Consider the following 22,217-nt stretch of genomic DNA (forward strand, 5'->3'; position numbering starts at 1 on the left):
ACCCCATGGACTTTTCGCGTTTCTTCATCGACCGGCCGATCTTCGCCGCGGTGCTGTCGATCGTCATCTTCGCCGCCGGCCTGATCTCGATCCCGCTGCTGCCGGTCAGCGAGTACCCCGAGGTGGTGCCGCCCAGCGTGCAGGTGCGGGCGGTGTATCCGGGCGCCAACCCCAAGGTCATCGCCGAGACCGTCGCCACGCCGCTGGAGGAGGCGATCAACGGCGTCGAGGACATGATGTACATGAAATCGGTGGCCGGCTCGGACGGCGTGTTGATCGTCACCGTGACCTTCAAGCCCGGCACCGACCCGGACCAGGCGCAGGTGCAGGTGCAGAACCGCGTCAGCCAGGCCGAGGCGCGCCTGCCCGAGGACGTGCGCCGGCAGGGCGTGACCACGCAGAAGCAGTCGCCGACGCTGACCATGGTGGTGCACCTGACCTCGCCTAACGGCAAGTACGATTCGCTGTACCTGAGCAACTACGCCACCTTGAAGATCAAGGACGAACTGTCGCGCCTGCCCGGCGTGGGCCAGATCAACATCTTCGGCGCCGGCGACTACGCCATGCGCATCTGGCTGGACCCGGACAAGGTCGCCGCGCGCGGGCTCACCGCCGCCGACGTGGTCGCCGCGGTGCGCGAGCAGAACGTGCAGGTCTCGGCCGGCCAGCTCGGCGCCGAGCCGATGCCCAGCGCCAGCGACTTCCTGCTGTCGATCAACGCCCAGGGCCGGCTCGCCAGCGAGGCCGAGTTCGGCAACATCATCGTCAAGAGCGGCGACGACGGCGAGATCGTGCGCCTGTCCGACGTGGCGCGGCTGGAGCTGGGCGCCGGCAACTACACGCTGCGCTCGCAGCTGGACAACAAGAACGCGGTGGGCATGGGCGTGTTCCAGGCGCCCGGCGCCAACGCCATCGACCTGTCCAACTCGGTGCGCGCGAAGATGGCCGAGCTGCAGCAGCAGTTCCCCGAGGGCGTGAGCTGGACCGCGCCGTACGACCCGACCGTGTTCGTGCGCGACTCGATCAAGGCGGTGGTGCAGACCCTGCTCGAGGCGGTGCTGCTGGTGGTGCTGGTGGTGATCCTGTTCCTGCAGACCTGGCGCGCCTCGATCATCCCGCTGCTGGCGGTGCCGGTGTCGGTGGTGGGTACCTTCGCCGCGCTGTACCTGCTGGGCTTCTCGATCAACACGCTGACGCTGTTCGGCCTGGTGCTGGCGATCGGCATCGTGGTCGACGACGCGATCGTGGTGGTGGAGAACGTCGAGCGCAACATCGAGGAGGGGCTGGCGCCACTGGCCGCCGCGCACCAGGCCATGCGCGAGGTGTCCGGGCCGATCATCGCCATCGCCCTGGTACTGTGTGCGGTGTTCGTGCCGATGGCGTTCCTGTCCGGGGTGACCGGGCAGTTCTACAAGCAGTTCGCGGTGACCATCGCCATCTCCACGGTGATCTCGGCGATCAATTCGCTGACCCTGTCGCCGGCATTGGCGGCGATGCTGCTCAAGTCCGGCGACGCGCCCAAGGACGGGCCGACGCGGCTGATCGAGCGCCTGTTCGGCTGGCTGTTCCGGCCGTTCAACCGCTTCTTCGGCGCCAGCTCGCACCGCTACCAGGGCGCGGTCTCGCGCATCCTCGGCCGCCGCGGCGCGGTGTTCGCGGTGTATGCGCTGCTGCTGCTGGCCACCGGGCTGATGTTCAAGGCGGTGCCGGGCGGCTTCATCCCCACCCAGGACAAGCTGTATCTGATCGCCGGCGCCAAGCTGCCCGAGGGCGCCTCGCTGGAGCGCACCGACGCGGTGATCCGCAAGATCAGCACGATTGCCCTGCAGACCGAGGGCGTGGACCATGCCATCGCGTTCCCGGGGCTGAACCCGCTGCAGTTCACCAACACCCCCAACACCGGCACCGTGTTCCTGACCCTCAAGCCGTTCGGCGAACGCAAGCGCAGTGCCGAGGAGATCAACGCCGAGATCAACGCCCGCATCGGGCAGATCCGCGAGGGCTTCGCGTTCGCGATCATGCCGCCGCCGATCCTCGGCCTGGGGCAGGGCTCGGGCTACTCGCTGTACGTGCAGGACCGCGCCGGGCTGGGCTACGGGCAACTGCAGGACGCGGTCAACGCCTTCTCCGGCGCGATCGCGCAGACCCCGGGCATGCAGTTCCCGATCGGCACCTACCAGGCCAACGTGCCGCAGCTCGACGCCCAGGTCGACCGCGACAAGGCCAAGGCGCAAGGGGTGCCGCTGGGCAACCTCTTCGACACCCTGCAGACCTACCTGGGCTCGACCTACGTCAACGACTTCAACCGCTTCGGCCGCACCTACCAGGTGATCGCCCAGGCCGACGGCCGCTTCCGCGACAGCGTCGAGGACATCGGCAACCTGCGCACCCGCAACGCCAATGGCGAGATGGTGCCGATCGGCAGCATGGTCACCATGGGCCAGACCTACGGCCCGGACCCGGTGATCCGCTACAACGGCTATCCGGCCGCCGACCTGGTGGGCGAGGCCGACCCGCGCCTGCTGTCCTCAACCCAGGCGATGCAGTCGCTGGCGGCGCTGGCGCCACAGGTGCTGCCCAACGGCATGAGCATCGAGTGGACCGACCTGAGCTACCAGCAGTCCACCCAGGGCAACGCGGCGCTGATTGTGTTCCCGATGGCGGTGCTGCTGGCGTTCCTGGTGCTGGCCGCGCTGTACGAGAGCTGGACGCTGCCGCTGGCGGTGATCCTGATCGTGCCGATGACGCTGCTGTCGGCGCTGCTCGGAGTGTGGCTGACCGGCGGCGACAACAACGTGTTCGTGCAGGTCGGCCTGGTGGTGCTGATGGGCCTGGCGTGCAAGAACGCGATCCTGATCGTCGAGTTCGCCCGCGAACTGGAACTGCAGGGCAAGAGCACGATCGCCGCGGCGCTGGAAGCGTGCCGGCTGCGCCTGCGCCCGATCGTGATGACCTCCATCGCCTTCATCGCCGGCACCGTGCCGCTGCTGCTCGGCCATGGCGCCGGCGCCGAGGTGCGCGCGGTCACCGGCGTCACCGTGTTCGCCGGCATGGTCGGCGTGACCCTGTTCGGCCTGTTCCTCACCCCGGTGTTCTACGTGGCGCTGCGCAAGCTGGCGCGGCGGCCGCTGGTCAACCACCAATCCTCTCCCGGCGCCGCCGGCGTGCACGCCTGAGCGCGTGCCCAATCTGGAGAATCCAATGCACGATCCTTCCGCGACCGCCGTCGTCACCACCGCACCGTCGCAGCCGACGGGCAGCGACGGCACGAATCCTTCTCGCACCACGAACGGGCAGGTGCTGCCATGGTGAGGAACCTGCTCGCCGCGGCGCTGGTGCCGGTATTGCTCGCCGGCTGCGTCACCGTAGGCCCGAACTACGCCGCGCCCGAGCCGGGGCCGGTACAGGTGGCTGGGGCCGGCGATGCCGTCTTCAGTACGCAGTCGCCGGTCGGGGCCTGGTGGTCGCAGTTCGGCGATCCGGTGCTGGAGCAGCTGGTGGCGCAGTCGCTGTCGGCCAACCACGACCTGCGCATCGCCCTGTCGCGGGTGGCGCAGGCGCGCGCGGTGTTCGTCGAGCGCCGCCTCGACCAGGCCCCGCACGTCACCGCCGGCGGCGACTACGACCGTCGCCGCCAGCCGGACCTGGAGGTCGGTGGCGAGCGGGTGACCAGCGAAAGCTACAGCCTGGGATTCGACGCGGGCTGGGAACTGGACCTGTTCGGCCGCCAGCGGCGTGCCGCCGAAGCCGCGCGTGCCGACCTGGAGGCCGAACAGGCCGGGCTGGCCGACGCCCAGGTCACCGTGGCGGCCGAGGTGGCGCGCAACTACTTCGAGTTGCGCGGCGCGCAGAAGCAGCTGGAAGTCGCGCGACAGACCCTGCGCAACCTGCGCGATACCCAGCAGCTCACGCAGACGCGCTGGGAGCTGGGCGCGGGCAGCGAGCTGGACGTGCAGAGCAGCCGTGCCCGGCTGAAGGCGATCGAGGCCGACATCCCGCTGCTGGAGGTGGACGAGGCGCGCGCGCGCCATCGCCTGGCGGTGCTGCTGGGGCAGCGGCCGCAGGCGCTGGACTCGCTGCTGGCGGCACGCGCCACGCCTACCTACGCCAAGCCGCTGCCGCTGGGCGACGTGGGTGGACTGCTGCGGCAGCGCGCGGACGTGCGCATCGCCGAACGGCGCCTGGCCGCGGCCACCGCCCGGGTCGGCGTGGCCACTGCGGACCTGTTCCCGCGGGTCAGCCTGAGCGGCTTCGTCGGCTTCCTCTCCGGCGATTCCGGCGGCCTGTTCGACGGCGCCAGCAAGGCCTGGTCGCTGACGCCCTCGATCAGCTGGGCGGCGTTCGACTTCGGCAGCGTGCGGGCGCGCCTGCGCGCCAGCAAGGCGCAGGCCGACGGCAGCCTGGCCGAGTACGAGAAGACGGTGCTGCTGGCGCTGGAAGACACCGAGAACGCACTGACCGCCTACGCCAAGCAGCAGTCGCGGCTGGCGATCGTGGCCGAGCAGGCCACCGCCGCCCGCCGCGCCGAGGCGCTGGCGCAGATCCGCTACCGCGAGGGCTCGGAGGATTTCCTGACATTGCTCGATGCCCAGCGCACCCAGCTGGCCGCCGACGATGCGCTGGCCCAGGCCGAGGCCTCGGTCAACGTCGGCGTGGTCGCGGTGTACAAGGCACTGGGCGGGTTGGGGCAGGCGCCGCAGGCTGCGGTTGCCGGCCTTGACGTGCAGGAGGGCGCGCCGCTGAGCCGTTGAGGAAGGCATCGGCAGCCCTGCATGCGCATACCTTGCGGGCAATCTTGTCAGAGGAAGCGGCCAAGCTCGTCGTGCGGCCGACCTCGGCTCTACGACGGGCGGGGCGCGTCATCACGGAAGCGGGCACGAAAAAGCCGGAACCCTGCGGTTCCGGCTTTTTCGTGCCCCTTACGGGACGTTTTTTGGTGGAGCTGGCGGGAATCGAACCCGCGTCCGAAGGCACTCCATCCCCGGCACTACATGCTTAGCTCATCGTTGGATCTCACCCCTGGACAGCACGATGTGCGAAGCGCATCCAGGGGCCAGCCTGCTTTATTTAGCCTATGGCTGACAGGCAGCCACCACCGGCGATTCCGTGATAATGACCCTACGTCGCGAGCACGGACACAAGCGATTTCGGGGCTAGGCCTTAAGCGGCCAGTGCGTAGTTGTCGTCGTTGGCAACTATAAGTTTGCGGCTGGATTTACGAGGAAAGCTGCCCCCTCGGCATGCGCCAAGCGACTTCACAACCCCCGTCGAAACCAGTGCAGCCCCGGGGAAAGCTTTACGCTGACCCATGCAGTGTAGGGGCCGCCCGCGCCGGTCACAAGCGTTGAGACCGGCGCGGCTTAGCCTGGCTTCATCGGAACCGTGCGGCCGGGCCGGGCTGCGGGACTCGTTGTCGGCAGAACCAAGGAGGATGGGCGATGGCAACCAAGAAGCGTGGCGGCGTCGGCGGCACGAGCCGCCCGGCCGCGAACAAGGGCCGGACCACGGCTGCCGGGTCCGGGCCGGCCAGGACCCGGCCGGCCGCGGCGAAGGCGCAGGCAGCCGCACCGGCCGATACCCCCGCGCAGGGCAAGGCGCTGACCGTGGTCTACGTCCACGGCATCGGCAACAAGCCGACGCCGGAAGTGCTGCGCTGCCAGTGGGACCGGGCGCTGTTCGGCCGGGCGATGGGCGAGCGCACGCGCCTGGCCTACTGGGTCAACCGCGAACGCTATCCCTCGCCCGAGCCGGGGACCTGCGGCGATCGCGACCAGGGGCCGGCGCTGAACCAGGCCGAGCAGCGCATCCTCAACGCGATGGGCGTGCCGCCGACGATGGCCGACCTGCATGCGCTGGCCGACACCCTGGCGAGCACCCCGGAACAGCGCCTGCAGCTGCAACGCCTGCTCGAGGAACTGGAGCGGGCCGCGCCGGCGCCGGGACAACTGCAGGCCAAGGGGCCGCTGGATGCCATCAACCGCATGCTGCTGAAGCTGGTCTCGGCCGCGCTGCTGCAGGACGTGCACGACTTCTTCCATGTGCCGGCGCGCGCCGAGGCCATGCGCGAGAGCCTGCTGCAGCGGCTGCGCGCCGGCGGCGGGCCGTTCGTGGTGATCGGCCACAGCCAGGGCTCGATGATCGCCTACGACGTGCTGCGCGGCCTGGATCCGGCCGAGTTCGACATCCCGCTGTTCGTGACCCTCGGCTCGCCGCTCGGTCTGCCTGCGGTGCGCAGCATGTTCAAGCAGTGGACCGGTACCGGCAAGCTGCCGTTCCCGCCGTGCGTGCGGCGCTGGCTCAACGTCGCCGAGCGGCGCGACCCGGTGGCGCTGGACCCGGACCTGGGCGACGACATCAAGGATGCGAAGGGGCGCTTCCACAACATCGCCGGCGATCGCATCAACCCGGACTGGCGCAGCAATCCTCATTCCGGCTCGGGCTACCTGTCGATCGCGCAGGTACACGAACAGGTACGCGCCTGCGTCGGCGCCGGCTTCGACCAGCCGGTCTCCAATACCGTGCTGCTAAAGGACCTGTCCGACCAGCTGGAGGCGCGCGATGCCGGCTACCGGCACGAGGTGCTGATCGAGCTGGGCAAGCTGGGCGAAGGGCAGGACGCGACGCCCGTGCGGCAGGCGCTGGTCGCAAGGCTGCGCCAACTGGCGGGCGCCTCCACCGGGCTGCGCGGCGAGCCGCTCGATGCCGCCATCGAGCTGGAGGACGGCCTGCAGCGCTACGTCTCCGCACGGCTGACGCGCTACGAGATCGAATCGCTGCGCAGCCAGTACGCGGCGCTGGGGCTGCGGCGGCTATGGCGCGATGCCGGCAAGCGCGCGCTGATCGCCCAGTCGCGCAGCGCGATCCAGGTCGACGCGGCGCAGGTGTCCTACCGCGCGCTCGGCCAGCGCATCGGCTGGGCGGTGCTCGATACCGGCATCGCCGCCTCGCATCCGCACTTCCTGGGCGAGGGGCGCGACGTCGTCGCCGCGCAGTGGGACTGCACCGAACGGGGCGCGCCCCGGCGCTTCGTGCGCGCCGACGGCGAACGTTTCGAGCGCATGGACGGCAACGGCCACGGCACCCACGTGGCCGGCATCATCGCCGGCCAGTGCCGCGCGCCGCTGCCGGGTGCCGCCGGCGAGGCGGTGGAGTTCTCGGGCATGGCGCCGCAGGCGCAGCTGTACGGGTTCAAGGTGCTCGACGACGAAGGCAACGGCCGCGACTCGTGGATCATCAAGGGCATCCAGCAGGTCGCCGAGATCAACGAGCGCGCCGGCGGACTGGCGATCCACGGCATCAACCTGAGCCTGGGCGGCTGGTTCGACCCGGAGAGCTACGGCTGCGGCTTCACCCCGCTGTGCAACGAGCTGCGCCGGCTGTGGCGGCAGGGCGTGGTGGTGGTGCTGGCGGCCGGCAACGAGGGCCAGGCGTGGATCGTGCAGGGCGACGGCGAGGCCTATCCGATGAGCATGGACCTGAGCATCGGCGACCCGGCCAACCTGGAGGAGGCCATCGCCGTCGGCTCGGTGCACAAGAGCAACCCGCACAGCTACGGCGTGTCCTACTTCTCCTCGCGCGGTCCCACCGCCGACGGCCGGCGCAAGCCCGACGTGGTGGCGCCGGGCGAGAAGATCGTCTCGGCGCACTACCGCTACCGCCCGGACGATCCGTCCAGCTGGATGGTGGAGATGAGCGGCACCAGCATGGCCGCCCCGCACGTGTCCGGGCTGATCGCCGGCTTCCTGTCGGTGCGGCGCGAGTTCATCGGCTTCCCGGACCGGGTCAAGCAGCTGCTGGCGGAGCACTGCATCGACCTGCGGCGCGATGCCTACTTCCAGGGCAACGGCCTACCCAACCTGATGCGCATGCTCGGGGCGACGTGAGTAGGGGGCGGGGATTCGGGATTGGGGATTCGCAAGAGCGGTTTCCCGCACGGCTTTCCCAATCCCGAATCCCCAATCCCGAATCCCTGCCCCTCAAGCATCCCGGTTGTGGCGGCGCATGATGCGCTGCTTGTCGCGCGCCCAGTCGCGATCCCTGGCCGCGTCGCGCTTGTCGTGGTCCTGCTTGCCCTTGGCCAGGGCGATCTCCAGCTTGATGTGGTTCTTGCTCCAGTACATCGCGGTGGGCACCACGGTATAGCCGTCGCGCTCGACCCGGCCGATCAGCTTGTCGATCTCGTGCTTGTGCAGCAGCAGCTTGCGGGTGCGGCGGTCGTCGGCCACCACGTGGGTGGAGGCCTGGATCAGCGGGGTGATCTGCGCCCCGAACAGGAACAGCTCGCCCTGGCGCACGAAGGCATAGCTCTCGCCGATGTTGGCACGGCCGGCGCGGATCGCCTTGACCTCCCAGCCCTGCAGCGCCAGGCCGGCCTCGTAGCGGTCCTCCAGGTGGTACTCGTGGCGCGCACGCTTGTTCAGCGCGATGGTCTTGTGGGCCGTCGCGCCGTTTGCTTTATCCTTGCCGGGTTTCTTGCTCATTGCGCCATTGTCTCCGATTCGGGCTTCCCGAACGATCTTTCCGCTCTTTCGTACACGCTCAATGCCCATCATCCGCCGCAGCGCACTGGTCGAACACGGTGCCCAGTACATGTTCGACCTGGTCAACGACGTCTCCGCCTATCCGCGCCGCTTCAGCTGGTGCGAGGCGGCCGAGGTGATCGAGCAGGGGCCGCGGCGCATGGTGGCGCGCCTTGACCTGGGCGTGGGCTCGTTCAGCACGTGGTTCACTACCGAGAACCTGCTCGACCCGCCGCACGGCATCGATATGCAACTGCGCGACGGGCCTTTCAAGCGCCTGCAGGGGCGCTGGCAGTTCCAGTCGCTGGGCGCCGATGCCTGCAAGGTCAGCCTGAGCCTGGATTTCGAGTCCAAGACCCGCCTGCTGGGACCTGCGCTCGCGCTGGGGCTGCAGGCGCTGGCCGACCGCATGGTCAACGATTTCGTGCGCGTCGCCGACCGCGGCGAAGGCTGAACCGGTGCGCGTCGAGGTGGTGATGGCCTGGCCGGACCATTTCCGCAGCGCCCGGCTCGACCTGCCCGAGGGTGCCACCGTGGCGCAGGCGGTGGCCGCGGCGGCGCTGCCGGACATGCAGGGCGTGGTCGGCTATGCCGTCCACGGGGTCAACGCCAGCGGCGGGCAGCGCCTGCTGGACGGGGACCGGGTGGAACTGCTCAGGCCGTTGTCGATCGATCCCAAGCAGGCCCGGCGGCGGCGCGCGCAGTCGGGTCCGGGCTGAGGGGCCGGGCCCTGGCCGCTCAGCGGCCGCGCTGGTTCTTCTTGTCCTTGGCCAGGTTCGGGCCGAACTGCTTGCGCGCGTTCCTGGCCAGCTGCTCGTCCTGGCCGGCGAAGTAGTCGCCTTCCCAGCGCGTCACCACGTCGTTCTCGAAGAACACGGTGAAGTTCTTCTTCTCGACGGTGCCGACGCGGTTGGTGCGCTGGGTGGAGGTGTAGTCCCAGCGCTGGTCGTGGAACGGGTCGGCGATCGACGGCGTCCCCAGCAGCGCCATGACCTGCTGCTTGCTCTGGCCCACCTGCAGCTGCTCGACCGCGCCCTGCTTGATCAGGTTGCCCTGGTAGATGGGCTGCTTGTAGATGATGCCGCAGCCGGCGGTGGACAGGACGACAGCGGCGAGCAGCAGGAGATTGCGCATTGGGACCAGGGAGTGGTTAGAGAAAATCACGGCGATGATACACTCCCGACCGCCGCCGCGACCCACCCCCTGGCAGCTGGCGCTAAACCGCCAATGAACGGAGAAGGCATGGAATCCCACGACCTGCGCAAAGTCGGACTGAAGGTCACGCATCCGCGGATGCGCATCCTGGAGCTGCTGGAAAGCAAGACGCCGCAGCACCACATGACCGCCGAGGACATCTATCGCCACCTCATGGAGCGCGGCGACGAGATCGGCCTGGCCACGGTGTACCGGGTGCTGACCCAGTTCGAGGCGGCGGGGCTGGTGCTCAAGCACAACTTCGAAAGCGGCCAGGCGGTCTACGAGCTGGACCGCGGCGGCCACCACGACCACATGGTGGACGTGGACACCGGCAAGATCACCGAGTTCGAGAGCCACGAGATCGAGGAGCTGCAGCGCAAGATCGCCGCCGCCCACGGCTACGAGCTGGAAGAGCACTCGCTGGTGCTGTACGTGCGCAAGAAGCGGCGCTGAAAAGCTGGGATTGGGGATTCGGGATTGGGGATTGGCAAAGCGCAGCGGTCCCGCTTTTACGAATCCCCAATCCCGAATCCCTAATCCCGGCTGTCCTGCAGTAACTTGCGCGCCGCCGCGCGGGCTTCCTTGCTGACCTCCACGCCGCCGAGCATGCGCGCCAGTTCCTCCTGGCGCTGGCGCGGGTCGAGCAGTTCCACCGCGCTCTGGGTCATGCCGTCAACCGGCGCCTTGCTGACCCGGTAGTGGGCGTGGCCCTTGGCGGCCACCTGCGGCAGGTGGGTCACGCACAGCACCTGGCAGCGCTCGCCCAGCGCCCGCAGCTTCTGCCCGACGATGTCGGCCACCGCGCCGCCGATGCCCGAGTCGACCTCGTCGAACACCATCGTCGGCACCGCGTCCACGCCCAGCGCGGCCACCTCGATCGCCAGCGAGATGCGCGACAGTTCGCCGCCGGAGGCGACCTTGCGCAGCGGGCGCGGCGGCTGGCCGGCGTTGGCGGCGACTAGGAACTCGACGCGCTCGGCGCCGTTGGGATCGGGGCGGCCGCCCGGCTGCGGCTCCAGCTCCACCCGGAACTGGCCGCCGCCCATGCCCAGTTCGCCGATGATCCGGCTGGTCTGGTCCGACAGCGCCGCCGCCGCCTCGCGGCGGGTCGCGCTCAGGGCCTCCGCGGCCCGCGTCCAGTGCGCATCGGCCTGGGCTATCTCCGCATCCAGCCGTTCCAGCCGCACGCTGGCGCCCTGCAGCTGCTCGACCTCCTGTTCCAGCGCATCGCGGTGCCCGCCCAGCTGGGCCGGGGTGGTGCGGTGCTTGCGCGCCAGGTCGTGCAATCGGCCCAGGCGGCGCTCGGCCTCCTCGAACTGCGCCGGGTCGGCATCGAGGTCGTCGCGGATGCGTTCCACCAGCGCCAGCGCCTCGTCCAGCTGGATCGCGGCGCTGTCCACCAGCGCATCGACCTCGGCCAGCCGCGCCTCGTGCTCGCCCACCCGCGCCAGTTCGTGCCGGCTCTGGCGCAGCAGGTCCAGCGCCGAAGGGCCGTGGTCCCCGCCCAGTTGCTGCGCCACCTGCTCGCAGGCGGCGATCAGCGCGGCGGCGTGCGCCTGGCGGCGGTGGCTGGCGTCGAGCGCCTCGATCGCGGCCGGGTCCAGGTCCTCGCGCCGCAGCTCGGCGAGCTGGTGCTCCAGGAAGCCGATGCGGTCGCTGACGTCGCCCTGCCGCTGCAGCGCGTCGCGCTCGTCCAGCAGCGCCTGCCAGCGCGCCGCGGCCTCGCGTACGGCGCCGCGCTCGGCCTCGTTGCCGGCGAAGGCGTCGAGCAGGCCCAGCTGGCTGGCGCGCGAGAGCAGCGCCTGGTGCTCGTGCTGGCCATGGATCTCGACCAGGTGGCCGGCCAGCTGCGCCAGTTGCGACAGCGTGGCCGGGCGGCCGTTGATCCAGGCGCGCGAGCCGCCGTCGGCGCGGATGACGCGGCGCAGCTGGCACGCCTGGTCTTCGTCCAGTTCGTTGTCGCGCAGCCATTGCCGCGCCGGGCTGGCGTCGGCCGGCGCGAACTCGGCACTCAGCTCGGCGCGCTCGGCGCCATGGCGGACCACGCCGCTGTCGGCGCGCAGCCCGGACAGGAAGCCCAGCGCATCGACCATCAGCGACTTGCCGGCACCGGTCTCGCCCGAGACCACGGTCATGCCCGGCCCGAACTCCAGTTCGGTGGCGCGGACGACGGCGAAATCCTTGATCGACAGGTGCTTGAGCATAGGGAGCGAAGCTTAGAGGGCCTGCGGCGGTTGCGGAATAGGGGCGGCGGCTTGCCATCCCGTCAGGCAGGCATTATCTAATGTCCGGTCTCACTGGCTGATTACATGCGCTCGTCCTCTCCGTCCATGCTCGATCCCCGTGCCCGGCAGCTGCTGCGGACGCTGATCTCGCGCTATATCCGCGACGGCGAGCCGGTCGGCTCCAGGACCCTGGCCCAGCACGCCGGCCTGGATGTCAGCCCGGCCACCATCCGCAACATCCTGTCCGACCTGGAGGACATCGGCCTGCTCAGCTCGCCGCACACCTCGGCCGGGCGGGTGCCCACCGCGCACGGCTATCGGGTGTTCGTCGACAGCCTGGTGCAGATGCAGCCGCCGGCCGAGGGCGAGATCGCGCGGCTGCGCGCCGAGCTGGCCTGCGGCAGCGGCACCCAGGCCCTGCTGGGCAGCGCCTCGGAACTGCTTTCGGCGATGAGCCACTTCGTCGGCGTGGTCAGCGCGCCGCGGCGCGAGCAGTTCGCCTTCCGCCACATCGACTTCGTGCCGCTGGATGCCGGCCGGGTGCTGGCGATCCTGGTGTTCTCCGACAATGAGGTGCAGAACAAGGTCATCGAGCCGCGCCGGGCCTACGAGCCCGCCGAGCTGGAGCGGGTGGCGAACTACCTCAATGCGCATTTCGCCGGGCGGCCGCTGGCCGATATCCGCGCCACCCTGCTGCACGAGCTGCGCAATGCCAAGGACGCGATGGAGCGGCTGCTGTCGCAGAGCGTGGAGCTGGCCGGGCAGGCGCTGGCGCCGGTGGCCAGCGACGACGTGGTGCTGGCCGGGCAGACGCGGCTGATGGGCGTGCAGGACCTGTCCGACCTGGACCGGCTGCGCGAACTGTTCGAACTGTTCGCCAGCAAGCGCGAGATCCTGCAGTTGCTCGAGCGCACCATCGAGGCGCCGGGCGTGCGCATCTTCATCGGCGAGGAGACCGGGATGGTGCCGCTGCAGGGCGTGTCGCTGGTCACCGCGCCGTATGGCGTCGGCGGCAAGGTGCTCGGCGTGCTGGGCGTGATCGGCCCCAAGCGCATGGCCTACGACCGCATGATCCCGCTGGTGCAGGCGGCCGCCGGGGTGCTGGGCGACGCCCTGGGGCAGGCGGACACGCCGCCGCTGCCGTAGCCATCCGTTGCTGCCCCGGCGCCGCGGCCCGGGCAGGCGCAGCGTTCGACCTGGTCCGGGCGTTGGCCCCGCCATGCCGGACCATGGCGCGCAAACGCCGCCGGCGAGGATGGATGCGGCCGGCCGGCGCTTGAAACGCGCCATCGCGCCCACATTGGTTCAGGGAGAGGCGGGTGCATCTCCCGCCAGGGAACCGGAAATGAACCAAGAACACCCCGAATTCGACTCGGAAGACCCATCGCAGAACCAGCCGCCGGCCGATCCGGCCCAGGCCGAGATCGAGGCCCTGCGCAGCGAGATCGCGTTGATGAAGGCCGATTCGCTGCGCGAGCGCGCCGACCTGGAGAACCAGCGCAAGCGCATCGCCCGCGACGTCGAGCAGGCGCGCAAGTTCGCCAACGAGAAGCTGCTCGGCGAACTGCTGCCGGTGTTCGACAGCCTTGACGCCGGCCTGACCGCGGCCGGGACCGAGCCGAGCCCGCTGCGCGACGGCCTGGAGCTGACCTACAAGCAGTTGCTCAAGGTGGCCGCCGACAACGGCCTGGCCCTGCTCGATCCGGTCGGGCAGCCGTTCAATCCCGAGCACCACCAGGCCATCAGCCAGGTCGACGCGGCCGACGGCGCGGCGCCGGGCAGCGTGGTGCAGGTGTTCCAGAAGGGCTACCTGCTCAACGACCGCCTGCTGCGCCCGGCGCTGGTGGTGGTCGCGCGCCACGACTGAGCGGCCGCGGCCGCGCGGGCAGCCGATTCACGACATCGATGGCTTGAATGGGTTCGGGCCATCCCCACATCGGTTCCAGCAGCCGGCCAAGGCCGGATGGAATCTTCAGGAAAAACCTTTTCAGGAGTCAGACAATGGGCAAGATCATCGGCATCGACCTCGGCACGACCAATTCGTGCGTGGCGATCATGGACGGCGGCAAGGCCCGCGTCATCGAGAATTCCGAGGGTGACCGCACCACGCCCTCGATCGTCGCCTACACCAAGGACGGCGAAGTGCTGGTGGGCGCCTCGGCCAAGCGCCAGGCGGTCACCAATCCCAAGAACACCTTCTACGCGGTCAAGCGCCTGATCGGCCGCAAGTTCACCGACGCCGAGGTGCAGAAGGACCTCGACCACGTCCCGTACGGCATCGTCGCCCACGACAACGGCGACGCCTGGGTGCAGACGGCCGACGGCAAGAAGCTGGCGCCGCAGGAGATCTCCGCGCAGGTGCTGGAGAAGATGAAGAAGACCGCCGAGGACTTCCTGGGCGAGAAGGTCACCGAGGCGGTCATCACCGTGCCGGCCTACTTCAACGACAGCCAGCGCCAGGCCACCAAGGACGCCGGCCGCATCGCCGGGCTGGACGTCAAGCGCATCATCAACGAGCCGACCGCGGCGGCGCTGGCTTACGGCCTGGACAAGGGCAACACCAGCGACCGCAAGATCGTCGTCTACGACCTGGGCGGCGGCACCTTCGACGTGTCGATCATCGAGATCGCCAACGTCGACGGCGAGAAGCAGTTCGAGGTGCTGGCCACCAACGGCGACACCTTCCTGGGCGGCGAGGACTTCGACAAGCGCGTCATCGACTACCTGGTGGAAGAGTTCCAGAAGGACCAGGGCATCGACCTGCGCAAGGACCCGCTGGCGCTGCAGCGCCTGAAGGACGCCGGCGAGCGCGCCAAGATCGAGCTGTCCTCGGCGCAGCAGACCGACGTCAACCTGCCGTACGTCACCGCCGACGCCACTGGTCCCAAGCACCTGAACATCAAGCTCACCCGCGCCAAGCTGGAAGCGCTGGTCGAGGACCTGATCAAGAAGTCGATCGAGCCGTGCCGCACCGCGCTGAAGGACGCCGGGCTGAGCGCCGGCAGCATCGACGAGGTGATCCTGGTCGGCGGCCAGACCCGCATGCCCAAGGTGCAGCAGGCCGTGGCGGAGTTCTTCGGCAAGGAGCCGCGCAAGGACGTCAACCCCGACGAGGCCGTGGCGCTGGGCGCGGCGATCCAGGGCGGCGTGCTGGCCGGCGACGTCAAGGACGTGCTGCTGCTGGACGTGACCCCGCTGAGCCTGGGCATCGAGACCATGGGCGGCGTGTTCACCAAGATCATCGAGAAGAACACCACCATCCCGACCAAGGCCTCGCAGGTGTTCTCCACCGCCGAGGACAACCAGTCCGCGGTGACCGTGCACGTGCTGCAGGGCGAGCGCGAGCAGGCCCGCTTCAACAAGTCGCTGGCCAAGTTCGACCTGTCCGGCATCGAGCCGGCGCCGCGCGGCCTGCCGCAGGTGGAGGTGTCCTTCGACATCGACGCCAACGGCATCCTGCACGTGTCGGCCAAGGACAAGAAGACCAACAAGGAGCAGAAGGTCGAGATCAAGGCCGGCTCGGGCCTGTCGGACGACGAGATCCAGCGCATGGTCGCCGATGCCGAGGCGCATCGCGACGAGGACAAGAAGTTCCAGGAGCTGGTGGCCACGCGCAACCAGGCCGACGCGCTGATCCATGCCACCCGCAGTGCCATCACCGAGCACGGCAGCAAGGTCGGCGGCGACGTGATCGGCAAGGTCGAGTCGGCGCTGTCCGAGCTGGAGACCGCGATGAAGGGCGACGACAAGGCCCAGATCGAGGCCCGCAGCAAGGCGCTGGAAGAGGCCGGGCAGTCGCTGTACGCGGCAGCGGCCGCCGCCGAGCAGGGCGCGGGTGGTGCCGGCCCGGCCGGTGGCGCCGGTGCGCAGCAGGCCCCGGGCGGCGACGACGTGGTCGATGCCGAGTTCACCGAGGTCAAGGACGACAAGAAGTAAGCCGTGATTCGGGAGTCGGGATTGGGGATTCGCACGGCAACGCGCCTCGGATCCTCCTCTCCCGGCATCCTGTGCGCAGTGCCGGCAAAGGCGGAAGGGCGCAGGCCCTCCGCTTTTGCGTTTGACCCATCCCGAATCCCGAATCCCCAATCCCGCCCATGAGCAAACGCGACTACTACGAAGTGCTGGGTGTCGAGCGCACCGCCAGCGACGACGAATTGAAGAAGGCCTATCGCCGCTGCGCGATGAAGTACCACCCCGACCGCAATCCTGGCGACGCCCAGGCGGAGGCGGCCTTCAAGGAGTGCAAGGAAGCCTACGAGGTGCTGTCCGACGGCAGCCGCCGGCGCATGTACGACGCCCACGGCCATGCCGCGTTCGAGCACGGCATGGGCGGCATGGGCGGCGATGGCGGCCCCGACATGGGCGACATCTTCGGCGACATCTTCGGCAACATCTTCGGTGGCGGCGGGGCGCGCGCGGCCCGCCGCGGTGCCGACATCGGCTACGTGATGGAGCTGGACCTGGAGGAAGCCGTCGCCGGCGTGGAGCGCAAGATCGAGATCCCCACGCTGGGCGAATGCGACCTGTGCCACGGCAGCGGTTCGGAGGACGGCAAGGTCGAGACCTGCAGCACCTGCCTCGGGCGTGGACAGGTACGCATGCAGCGCGGCATCTTCGCCATGCAGCAGAGCTGCCCGCATTGCGGCGGGCGCGGGCAGATCATCCAGAACCCGTGCAAGGCCTGCCATGGCGCGGGCAGGGTGGAAGAGGAGAAGGTGCTGTCGGTGAAGGTGCCGGCCGGCGTGGACAGCGGCGATCGCATCCGCCTGGCGGGCGAGGGCGAGGCCGGCCCTGCCGGCACGCCGCCGGGCGACCTGTACGTGGAAGTGCGCGTGCGCGAGCACCCGATCTTCCAGCGCGACGGCGACGACCTGCACTGCGAGGTGCCGATCCGCATCTCCCAGGCGGCGCTGGGCGATACCGTGCGCGTGGCCACGCTGGGCGGCGAGGCGGAGATCCGCATTCCCGCCGAGACCCAGACCGGCAAGCTGTTCCGCCTGCGCGGCAAGGGCGTGCGCTCGGTGCGCAGCCGCAGCGAGGGCGACCTGTACTGCCGCGTGGTGGTGGAAACGCCGATCAATCTCACCGCCGAGCAGCGCAAGCTACTGGAACAGTTCGAGGCCACCTTCATCGGCGAGGAGGCGCGCAAGCATTCGCCCAAGTCGGCCACGTTCCTGGACGGGGTCAAGAGCTTCTGGGACCGGATGACGTCCTGAAGATCCCCGCATTGGGGTAGGGTGCGTAAGCCGCGACCGATTCGTCTCCTTCTCCCGCTTGCGGGGGAAGGTGGCGCGCTGCGCCGGATGGGGGGCTGTCCGCTTTCCCATGCTCCGGACAGCCCCCATCCGCCCTTCGGGCACCTTCCCCCGCAAGCGGGAGAAGGGAGCTGCCGTTCGAGATCGTCGCGGACTCGCGCGCGCGGTACCGCGCCGGACGTAGAATGCGCGGATGAATACGACCCAAGACAGCCACATGGTGCATGGCCGCCGGCTGCGGCCCGACGGGCCCTCGCCGGTGGACGTGATTTCGGTGCAGTCCCAGCTCGTGTACGGCTACGCCGGCAACAGCGCGGCGGTGCCGCCGCTGCGCCAGCTCGGCTTCCGCGTGGCGGAAGTGCCCACCACCTTGCTCAGCAACGCGCCGTTCTACGACACCCTGCGCGGCCGCGTGCTGCCGGCCGACTGGTTCGCCGACCTGCTGCTCGGGGCCAGCGAGCGCGGCCTGCCGCAGCGCGCCGGCGCACTGGTGTCGGGCTACTTCGGCAGCGTCGCCAACGGCGCCGCCTTCGCCGACTGGCTGGATGCCACGCTGCCGCAGGCGCCCGGGCTGCGCTTCTGCCTGGACCCGGTGATTGGCGACACCCATACCGGTCCCTACGTCGAGGCCGGGTTGGAACGGATCTTCGTCGAGCGGCTGCTGCCGCGGGCCTGGCTGGTGACGCCCAACGCCTTCGAGCTGGGACGGCTGACCGGGCTGCCGGCGCTGGAGCAGGACGAGGCCATTGCCGCGGCAAGGGTACTGCTCGAGCGCGGCCCGCAGTGGGTGCTGGCGCACAGCGTGGCCGGCGCCAGCGGCGAGCTGGTGACGCTGGCGATCGGGCGCGAGGGCGTCTGGCGCTGGACCTCGCCGTACCTGCCGGTGGACGTGGCCGGTACCGGCGACGTGCTGATGTCGCTGCTGGTGGCGTTCCTGCTGCGCGGCGAGTCGTTCGAGCTGGCCACCGGCCGCGCGATCGCCGGCGTGCACGCGGCGCTGGAGGCGACGCTGCAGGCCGGCCATGAGGAATTCGACGTGACCGCCGCCGCGCCGGCCGCGCTGGAGCAGGCCACGCGCTTCCGCGCCGAGCGCCTGGCGTGACGTTGCAGCGTCCGCTCGTCGGCATCGTCGGCAGTGCCGGCGCCTATGGCCGCTGGCTGCGCACGTTCTTCGAAAAACGCATGGGCCTGCAGGTGGTCGGCCACGATCCGGCCGATCCGGACTCGCTCGATGTCGATGCGCTGATCGACCGCGCCGAGGTGCTGATCTTCTCCGCGCCGATCCGCCAGACCCCGGCGCTGATCGCCGACTACGCCGCCCGCGCGGCCGGGCGCGAGCGCGGTCGCCTGTGGCTGGACATCACCTCGGTCAAGAGCGCGCCGGTGGCGGCAATGCTGGCCTCGCAGGCCGAGGTCGCCGGCCTGCACCCGATGACCGCGCCGCCCAAGTCGCCCACGCTCAAGGGCCGGGTGATGGTGGTGTGCGAGGCCCGCCTGCAGCACTGGCAGCCCTGGCTGCAGGCGCTGTGCGACGCGCTGGAGGCGCAGTGCGTGCGCACCACGCCGGAGTACCACGACCGGGTGATGGCGCTGGTGCAGGCGATGGTGCATGCCTCGCACCTGGCGCAGGCCGGCGTGCTGCGCGACTACGCGCCTGTGCTGGGCGAGCTGCCGGCGCTGATGCCGTACCGCTCGGCCTCGTTCGAACTGGACACGGCGATCGTCGCCCGCATCCTGTCGCTGAACCCGGCGATCTACGAGGACATCCAGTTCGGCAACCCGCACGTGGCCGAGATGCTGGACCGGTTGCTGCAACAGCTCGGCCACCTGCGCGAGCTGGTGCGCCAGGGCGACGATGCCGCGCGCAGCGAGTTCCGCGTGCGCTACCTGCTGGAGAACCGCAAGGCGCTGGGCGAAGCCGCGGTGGCCGACGGCAACTACAGCTTCGAACGCCTGGGCTACCTGCTGGCCGACCTGACCGAGACCAGCGCATTGAGCGTCTACCTGCCCGAGGACCGCCCCGGCTCGCTGCGCGAGCTGCTGCACGTGTTCGAGCGCCACCGGGTCAACCTGTCCTCGATCCACTCATCGCGCACGCAGGCCGGCGAGCTGCACTTCCGCATCGGCTTCGACCACGGCAGCGATGCCGGCGCGATGGCCGCCGCCGCGCGCGAGATCGACGACAGCGGCATCGGCCGGGTGCTGGTTCGCTAGGCGGCCTGCGCCATCCATCCACAGCCGGTGTGGATGGATGGCGGACAAACATGTGGATAACCGCGCGGCACCCGCGCCGCGTCGGCCTGTCCGACGGTTTGGCGAAAAAAACGCCAGGCCGGGTCAGATCGTCAGCGTGGTCTCGCCGTTGACGGTGCGGAACATGCGGCCGTCGCGCAGCAGCGGGCGGCCGTCGTCGAGTTCGTAGCGCACCGGCTCGGCGGGCTGGCGGTCGGCGCTGGGCACGAGCGGCGCGTTCTTGTCGCGGAACTCGATGATCACGCGCATGGCGCCGTTGGCATCGGTGGCCGGGAACTGGCGGAAGGACATCGCTGCACCTCCTTGGGAGTGGCTCGATGCCGGCGAAGGTGCCGGCACGGCGGAGGATCGGCAGCTGCGCGTTAGCGCGGCGTGGTCAATCGATGAACTGCAGCCGCGCCAGTTCGGCGTACAGCCCGCCCTGGGCCAGCAGTTCGGCGTGGGTGCCCTGGGCGACGATGCGGCCATGGTCCATCACCACGATGCGATCGGCCTTGAGCACGGTGGCCAGGCGGTGCGCGATCACCAGCGTGGTGCGGCCGGCCATCAGCCGTTCCAGCGCCTGCTGCACGTCGTGTTCGCTCTGTGCGTCCAGTGCGCTGGTGGCCTCGTCCAGCAGCAGGATCGGCGCGTCCCGCAGCAGCGCGCGGGCGATGGCGATGCGCTGCTGCTGGCCGCCGGACAGGCGCGCGCCGCGCTCGCCCAGTTCGCTGGCATAGCCCTCGGGCAGGGCGCGGATGAAGCCGTCGGCCTCGGCGGCGCGGGCGGCGGCCTCGACCTCGGCCGGGCTAGCGTCCAGGCGGCCGTAGCGGATGTTCTCGGCGGCGCTGGCGGCGAACAGCGTCGGCTGCTGCGGCACCAGCGCGATGTGGCGGCGCAGTTCGGCCGGGTCGAGGGTGCGGATGTCGACGCCGTCGATGGCGATGCGGCCGTGCTGCGGATCGTAGAAGCGCATCAGCAGCGACAGCACCGTGCTCTTGCCGGCCCCGGACGGGCCGACCAGGGCGACGGTTTCGCCCGGCGCCACCTGCAGGTCGAAGCCGTCGAGGGCGGCCTGGTCCGGCCGCTGCGGGTAGCGGAATCCCACCTGCTCGAAGGCGATGGCGCCGCGCAACGGCACCGGCAGCTCGGCCGGGCGCTGCGGTGCGGCGATCGTCGGCGCCTCCTGCAGCAGTTCGGCGATGCGGCCCATGCCGCCGGCCGCGCGCTGCAGCTCGTTCCACACCTCGGCCAGGGCTCCGACCGAACCGCCGCCGATCAGTGCGTAGAGCACGAACTGGCCGAGGGTGCCGGCGGTCATGCGTCCGTCGATGACGTCGTGCGCGCCGGACCACAGCACCAGCACGATCGCGCCGAAGATCAGCACGATGGCACCGGCGGTCACCCAGGCCTGGGCGCCGATGCGCCTGCGCGCAGTCGCCACTGCCTCGGCCAGCGCCTGCGCGAAGCGTCCGCGCTCGTAGCGCTCCTGCGCATGCGCCTGCACCGTGCGCACCGCGCCCAGCGTCTCGGCCGCCAGGGTATTGGCGTCGGCGACGCGGTCCTGGGCGGCGCGCGAGACCTTCTGCAGCCGGCGCGCGCCGAGCACGATCGGCAGCACCGCCAGCGGAATGCCGATCAGCGAGTAGGCCGCCAGCCGCGGGCTGGTGACGAACAGCATCGCCAGTGCGCCGACCATCGTCACCGTGCTGCGCAGCGCCACCGACATGGTCGAGCCGATCACCGAGCGCAGCAGCTCGCTGTCGGCGGTCAGTCGCGAGACCAGCTCGCCGCTGCGGCTGCGGTCGTGGAACTGCGCATCCAGGCCGATCAGGTGCGCGTACAGGCGCGAGCGCAGGTCGGCGACGACCTTCTCGCCCAGCACCGAGACGAAGTAGAAGCGCGCCGCCGTGGCCAGTGCCAGCACCACCGCCACCAGGAACAGCAGCGCGAAGGCGCGGTTGATCTGGCCGCCGCCGGAGAAGCCGTGGTCGATCATCTGCTTGACCGCCGCCGGCAGGCTCAGGGTGGCGGTGGAGGACACCGCCAGCGCCGCCAGCCAGGCCACGAACAGGCCCATGTGCCTGCGCACGAACGGCCACAGCGTGCGCAGGCTGCCCAGCTTGCGCAGTGCGCCGGTGCGGGAATCGGTCATGCGGGGTCTTCCGGGGTTTCGATGCGTATGCGATTGCGTGTGGCGTCGCGCAGGCGGGTTTTCAAGGCCTCGGCCCGCTCGGCGGGCAGTTGCAGCTCCAGTTGCACGCCGTCGGCGCGGTAGTCCTCGCGCCGTTTCTCGGCCGCGTGCGCTGCCAGCGCCGCATGCACGATGCCGATGTCGTCGAAGCCGCAGTTCAGCACCAGCGTGGCCATCGGCAGCAGCGGCAGCCTGGGCGCCAGCCGCAGGCACTCGGCGGCGGTGCCGCCGTAGGCGCGGACCAGCCCGCCGGCGCCGAGCTTGATGCCGCCGAACCAGCGCGTGACCACGACCACGACGCGGTCGAACCCCTGGCCGTCGATCGCCGCCAGGATCGGCCGGCCCGCGGTTCCCGCCGGCTCGCCGTCGTCGCTGGAACGGTACTCATCGCCATGGCGCCAGGCCCAGCAGTTGTGGGTGGCATCGGCCGCGGACACCTGCTGCACGAAGGCCGCCGCCGCCGCGCTCTCGGCGATGGGGGCGGCATGGGCCAGGAAGCGGCTGTGCTTGATTTCCAGCGCGTGGCTGACGGGTGCGGCGAGCGTATCGGGCATTGCCACGATTCTAGGGCGTGCCGTCGATTCCCGCGATCCGC

18 protein-coding genes and 1 other RNA gene are annotated in these 22,217 nt (G+C 70.1%); 12 read left to right on the forward strand and 7 right to left on the reverse strand.

The window, feature by feature from the left end:
• Positions 1–5 precede the first annotated feature (5 nt).
• Together LRX76_RS10250 and LRX76_RS10255 are read left to right on the forward strand one after the other, a co-directional pair.
• Positions 6–3,176: an efflux RND transporter permease subunit gene (locus LRX76_RS10250; RefSeq protein ID WP_231804742.1), complete on the forward strand. Its 3,171-nt coding sequence runs from the start codon at positions 6–8 to the stop codon at positions 3,174–3,176.
• Between the two features lie 129 nt (positions 3,177–3,305).
• A complete protein-coding gene (locus LRX76_RS10255; protein ID WP_231804745.1) occupies positions 3,306–4,751 on the forward strand; it encodes an efflux transporter outer membrane subunit in 1,446 nt (481 codons plus the stop codon).
• A gap of 183 nt (positions 4,752–4,934) precedes the next feature.
• Here LRX76_RS10255 and ssrA read toward each other — a convergent pair.
• Positions 4,935–5,286, reverse strand: a transfer-messenger RNA (tmRNA) gene (gene ssrA / locus LRX76_RS10260).
• Between the two features lie 152 nt (positions 5,287–5,438).
• Between ssrA and LRX76_RS10265 the strand changes: the two genes are divergently transcribed.
• Positions 5,439–7,883, forward strand: coding sequence for a S8 family peptidase (locus tag LRX76_RS10265; RefSeq protein WP_231804747.1), 2,445 nt, complete (start codon positions 5,439–5,441; stop codon positions 7,881–7,883).
• A gap of 93 nt (positions 7,884–7,976) precedes the next feature.
• Here the strand turns inward: LRX76_RS10265 and smpB are convergent, their stop codons facing one another.
• A complete protein-coding gene (gene smpB / locus LRX76_RS10270; protein WP_231804749.1) occupies positions 7,977–8,480 on the reverse strand; it encodes an SsrA-binding protein SmpB in 504 nt (167 codons plus the stop codon).
• A 61-nt stretch (positions 8,481–8,541) separates the two neighbouring features.
• Here smpB and LRX76_RS10275 point away from each other — a divergent pair, with 61 nt between their 5' ends.
• Together LRX76_RS10275 and LRX76_RS10280 are read left to right on the forward strand one after the other, a co-directional pair.
• On the forward strand, positions 8,542–8,973 hold the full coding sequence (locus LRX76_RS10275; protein WP_231804751.1) for an SRPBCC family protein: 432 nt from the start codon (positions 8,542–8,544) through the stop codon (positions 8,971–8,973).
• 4 nt (positions 8,974–8,977) lie between these two features.
• On the forward strand, positions 8,978–9,238 hold the full coding sequence (locus LRX76_RS10280; RefSeq protein WP_231804753.1) for an RnfH family protein: 261 nt from the start codon (positions 8,978–8,980) through the stop codon (positions 9,236–9,238).
• Between the two features lie 19 nt (positions 9,239–9,257).
• Here the strand turns inward: LRX76_RS10280 and bamE are convergent, their stop codons facing one another.
• A complete protein-coding gene (bamE, locus tag LRX76_RS10285) occupies positions 9,258–9,653 on the reverse strand; it encodes an outer membrane protein assembly factor BamE (protein ID WP_231804755.1) in 396 nt (131 codons plus the stop codon).
• Between the two features lie 108 nt (positions 9,654–9,761).
• Between bamE and fur the strand changes: the two genes are divergently transcribed.
• A complete protein-coding gene (gene fur, locus LRX76_RS10290) occupies positions 9,762–10,169 on the forward strand; it encodes a ferric iron uptake transcriptional regulator (protein ID WP_231804758.1) in 408 nt (135 codons plus the stop codon).
• An 80-nt stretch (positions 10,170–10,249) separates the two neighbouring features.
• Here the strand turns inward: fur and recN are convergent, their stop codons facing one another.
• The gene (gene recN, locus LRX76_RS10295) at positions 10,250–11,920 is read right to left on the reverse strand and encodes a DNA repair protein RecN (RefSeq protein ID WP_231804761.1); all 1,671 of its coding nucleotides are present in this window, start codon (positions 11,918–11,920) and stop codon (positions 10,250–10,252) included.
• A gap of 126 nt (positions 11,921–12,046) precedes the next feature.
• On the opposite strand from recN, the gene hrcA reads away from it, so the two are divergent.
• From hrcA to LRX76_RS10325, 6 genes are all read left to right on the forward strand, one after another.
• The gene (gene hrcA / locus LRX76_RS10300; protein ID WP_231804764.1) at positions 12,047–13,087 is read left to right on the forward strand and encodes a heat-inducible transcriptional repressor HrcA; all 1,041 of its coding nucleotides are present in this window, start codon (positions 12,047–12,049) and stop codon (positions 13,085–13,087) included.
• A 199-nt stretch (positions 13,088–13,286) separates the two neighbouring features.
• On the forward strand, positions 13,287–13,808 hold the full coding sequence (grpE, locus tag LRX76_RS10305; RefSeq protein WP_231804766.1) for a nucleotide exchange factor GrpE: 522 nt from the start codon (positions 13,287–13,289) through the stop codon (positions 13,806–13,808).
• Between the two features lie 134 nt (positions 13,809–13,942).
• The gene (gene dnaK, locus LRX76_RS10310) at positions 13,943–15,877 is read left to right on the forward strand and encodes a molecular chaperone DnaK (protein ID WP_231804768.1); all 1,935 of its coding nucleotides are present in this window, start codon (positions 13,943–13,945) and stop codon (positions 15,875–15,877) included.
• Positions 15,878–16,035: 158 nt separating this feature from the next.
• A complete protein-coding gene (gene dnaJ, locus LRX76_RS10315; protein WP_231804770.1) occupies positions 16,036–17,157 on the forward strand; it encodes a molecular chaperone DnaJ in 1,122 nt (373 codons plus the stop codon).
• 232 nt (positions 17,158–17,389) lie between these two features.
• Positions 17,390–18,298, forward strand: coding sequence for a pyridoxal kinase (gene pdxY, locus LRX76_RS10320; protein WP_231804772.1), 909 nt, complete (start codon positions 17,390–17,392; stop codon positions 18,296–18,298).
• Positions 18,299–18,300: 2 nt separating this feature from the next.
• Positions 18,301–19,410 carry a prephenate dehydrogenase gene (locus tag LRX76_RS10325; protein WP_231804812.1) on the forward strand — a complete coding sequence of 370 codons (1,110 nt, stop codon included), beginning with the start codon at positions 18,301–18,303 and terminating at the stop codon, positions 19,408–19,410.
• 123 nt (positions 19,411–19,533) lie between these two features.
• On the opposite strand, the gene LRX76_RS10330 is transcribed toward LRX76_RS10325, so the two are convergent.
• From LRX76_RS10330 to LRX76_RS10340, 3 genes are all read right to left on the reverse strand, one after another.
• Complete coding sequence (locus LRX76_RS10330; RefSeq protein ID WP_231804774.1) at positions 19,534–19,740, reverse strand: hypothetical protein; 207 nt, start codon at positions 19,738–19,740, stop codon at positions 19,534–19,536.
• Between the two features lie 85 nt (positions 19,741–19,825).
• Positions 19,826–21,583: an ABC transporter transmembrane domain-containing protein gene (locus LRX76_RS10335; RefSeq protein ID WP_231804776.1), complete on the reverse strand. Its 1,758-nt coding sequence runs from the start codon at positions 21,581–21,583 to the stop codon at positions 19,826–19,828.
• Positions 21,580–22,176 carry a YigZ family protein gene (locus LRX76_RS10340; protein WP_231804778.1) on the reverse strand — a complete coding sequence of 199 codons (597 nt, stop codon included), beginning with the start codon at positions 22,174–22,176 and terminating at the stop codon, positions 21,580–21,582. Before LRX76_RS10340 ends, LRX76_RS10335 begins: the two co-directional genes overlap by 4 nt.
• Positions 22,177–22,217: the final 41 nt, after the last annotated feature.

This window comes from Stenotrophomonas sp. MMGLT7 (assembly GCF_021168555.1).
Taxonomy (GTDB): domain Bacteria; phylum Pseudomonadota; class Gammaproteobacteria; order Xanthomonadales; family Xanthomonadaceae; genus MMGLT7.

Bases quoted from the DNA above. Each gene is read 5' to 3' on its own strand.
- LRX76_RS10250 (WP_231804742.1), top strand. From the start codon at position 6: ATGGACTTTTCGCGTTTCTTCATCGACCGGCCGATCTTCGCCGCGGTG.
- LRX76_RS10255 (WP_231804745.1), top strand. From the start codon at position 3,306: ATGGTGAGGAACCTGCTCGCCGCGGCGCTGGTGCCGGTATTGCTCGCC.
- LRX76_RS10265 (WP_231804747.1), top strand. From the start codon at position 5,439: ATGGCAACCAAGAAGCGTGGCGGCGTCGGCGGCACGAGCCGCCCGGCC.
- smpB (WP_231804749.1), bottom strand. From the start codon at position 8,480: ATGAGCAAGAAACCCGGCAAGGATAAAGCAAACGGCGCGACGGCCCAC.
- LRX76_RS10275 (WP_231804751.1), top strand. From the start codon at position 8,542: ATGCCCATCATCCGCCGCAGCGCACTGGTCGAACACGGTGCCCAGTAC.
- bamE (WP_231804755.1), bottom strand. From the start codon at position 9,653: ATGCGCAATCTCCTGCTGCTCGCCGCTGTCGTCCTGTCCACCGCCGGC.
- fur (WP_231804758.1), top strand. From the start codon at position 9,762: ATGGAATCCCACGACCTGCGCAAAGTCGGACTGAAGGTCACGCATCCG.
- recN (WP_231804761.1), bottom strand. From the start codon at position 11,920: ATGCTCAAGCACCTGTCGATCAAGGATTTCGCCGTCGTCCGCGCCACC.
- hrcA (WP_231804764.1), top strand. From the start codon at position 12,047: ATGCTCGATCCCCGTGCCCGGCAGCTGCTGCGGACGCTGATCTCGCGC.
- grpE (WP_231804766.1), top strand. From the start codon at position 13,287: ATGAACCAAGAACACCCCGAATTCGACTCGGAAGACCCATCGCAGAAC.
- dnaK (WP_231804768.1), top strand. From the start codon at position 13,943: ATGGGCAAGATCATCGGCATCGACCTCGGCACGACCAATTCGTGCGTG.
- dnaJ (WP_231804770.1), top strand. From the start codon at position 16,036: ATGAGCAAACGCGACTACTACGAAGTGCTGGGTGTCGAGCGCACCGCC.
- pdxY (WP_231804772.1), top strand. From the start codon at position 17,390: ATGAATACGACCCAAGACAGCCACATGGTGCATGGCCGCCGGCTGCGG.
- LRX76_RS10330 (WP_231804774.1), bottom strand. From the start codon at position 19,740: ATGTCCTTCCGCCAGTTCCCGGCCACCGATGCCAACGGCGCCATGCGC.
- LRX76_RS10335 (WP_231804776.1), bottom strand. From the start codon at position 21,583: ATGACCGATTCCCGCACCGGCGCACTGCGCAAGCTGGGCAGCCTGCGC.
- LRX76_RS10340 (WP_231804778.1), bottom strand. From the start codon at position 22,176: ATGCCCGATACGCTCGCCGCACCCGTCAGCCACGCGCTGGAAATCAAG.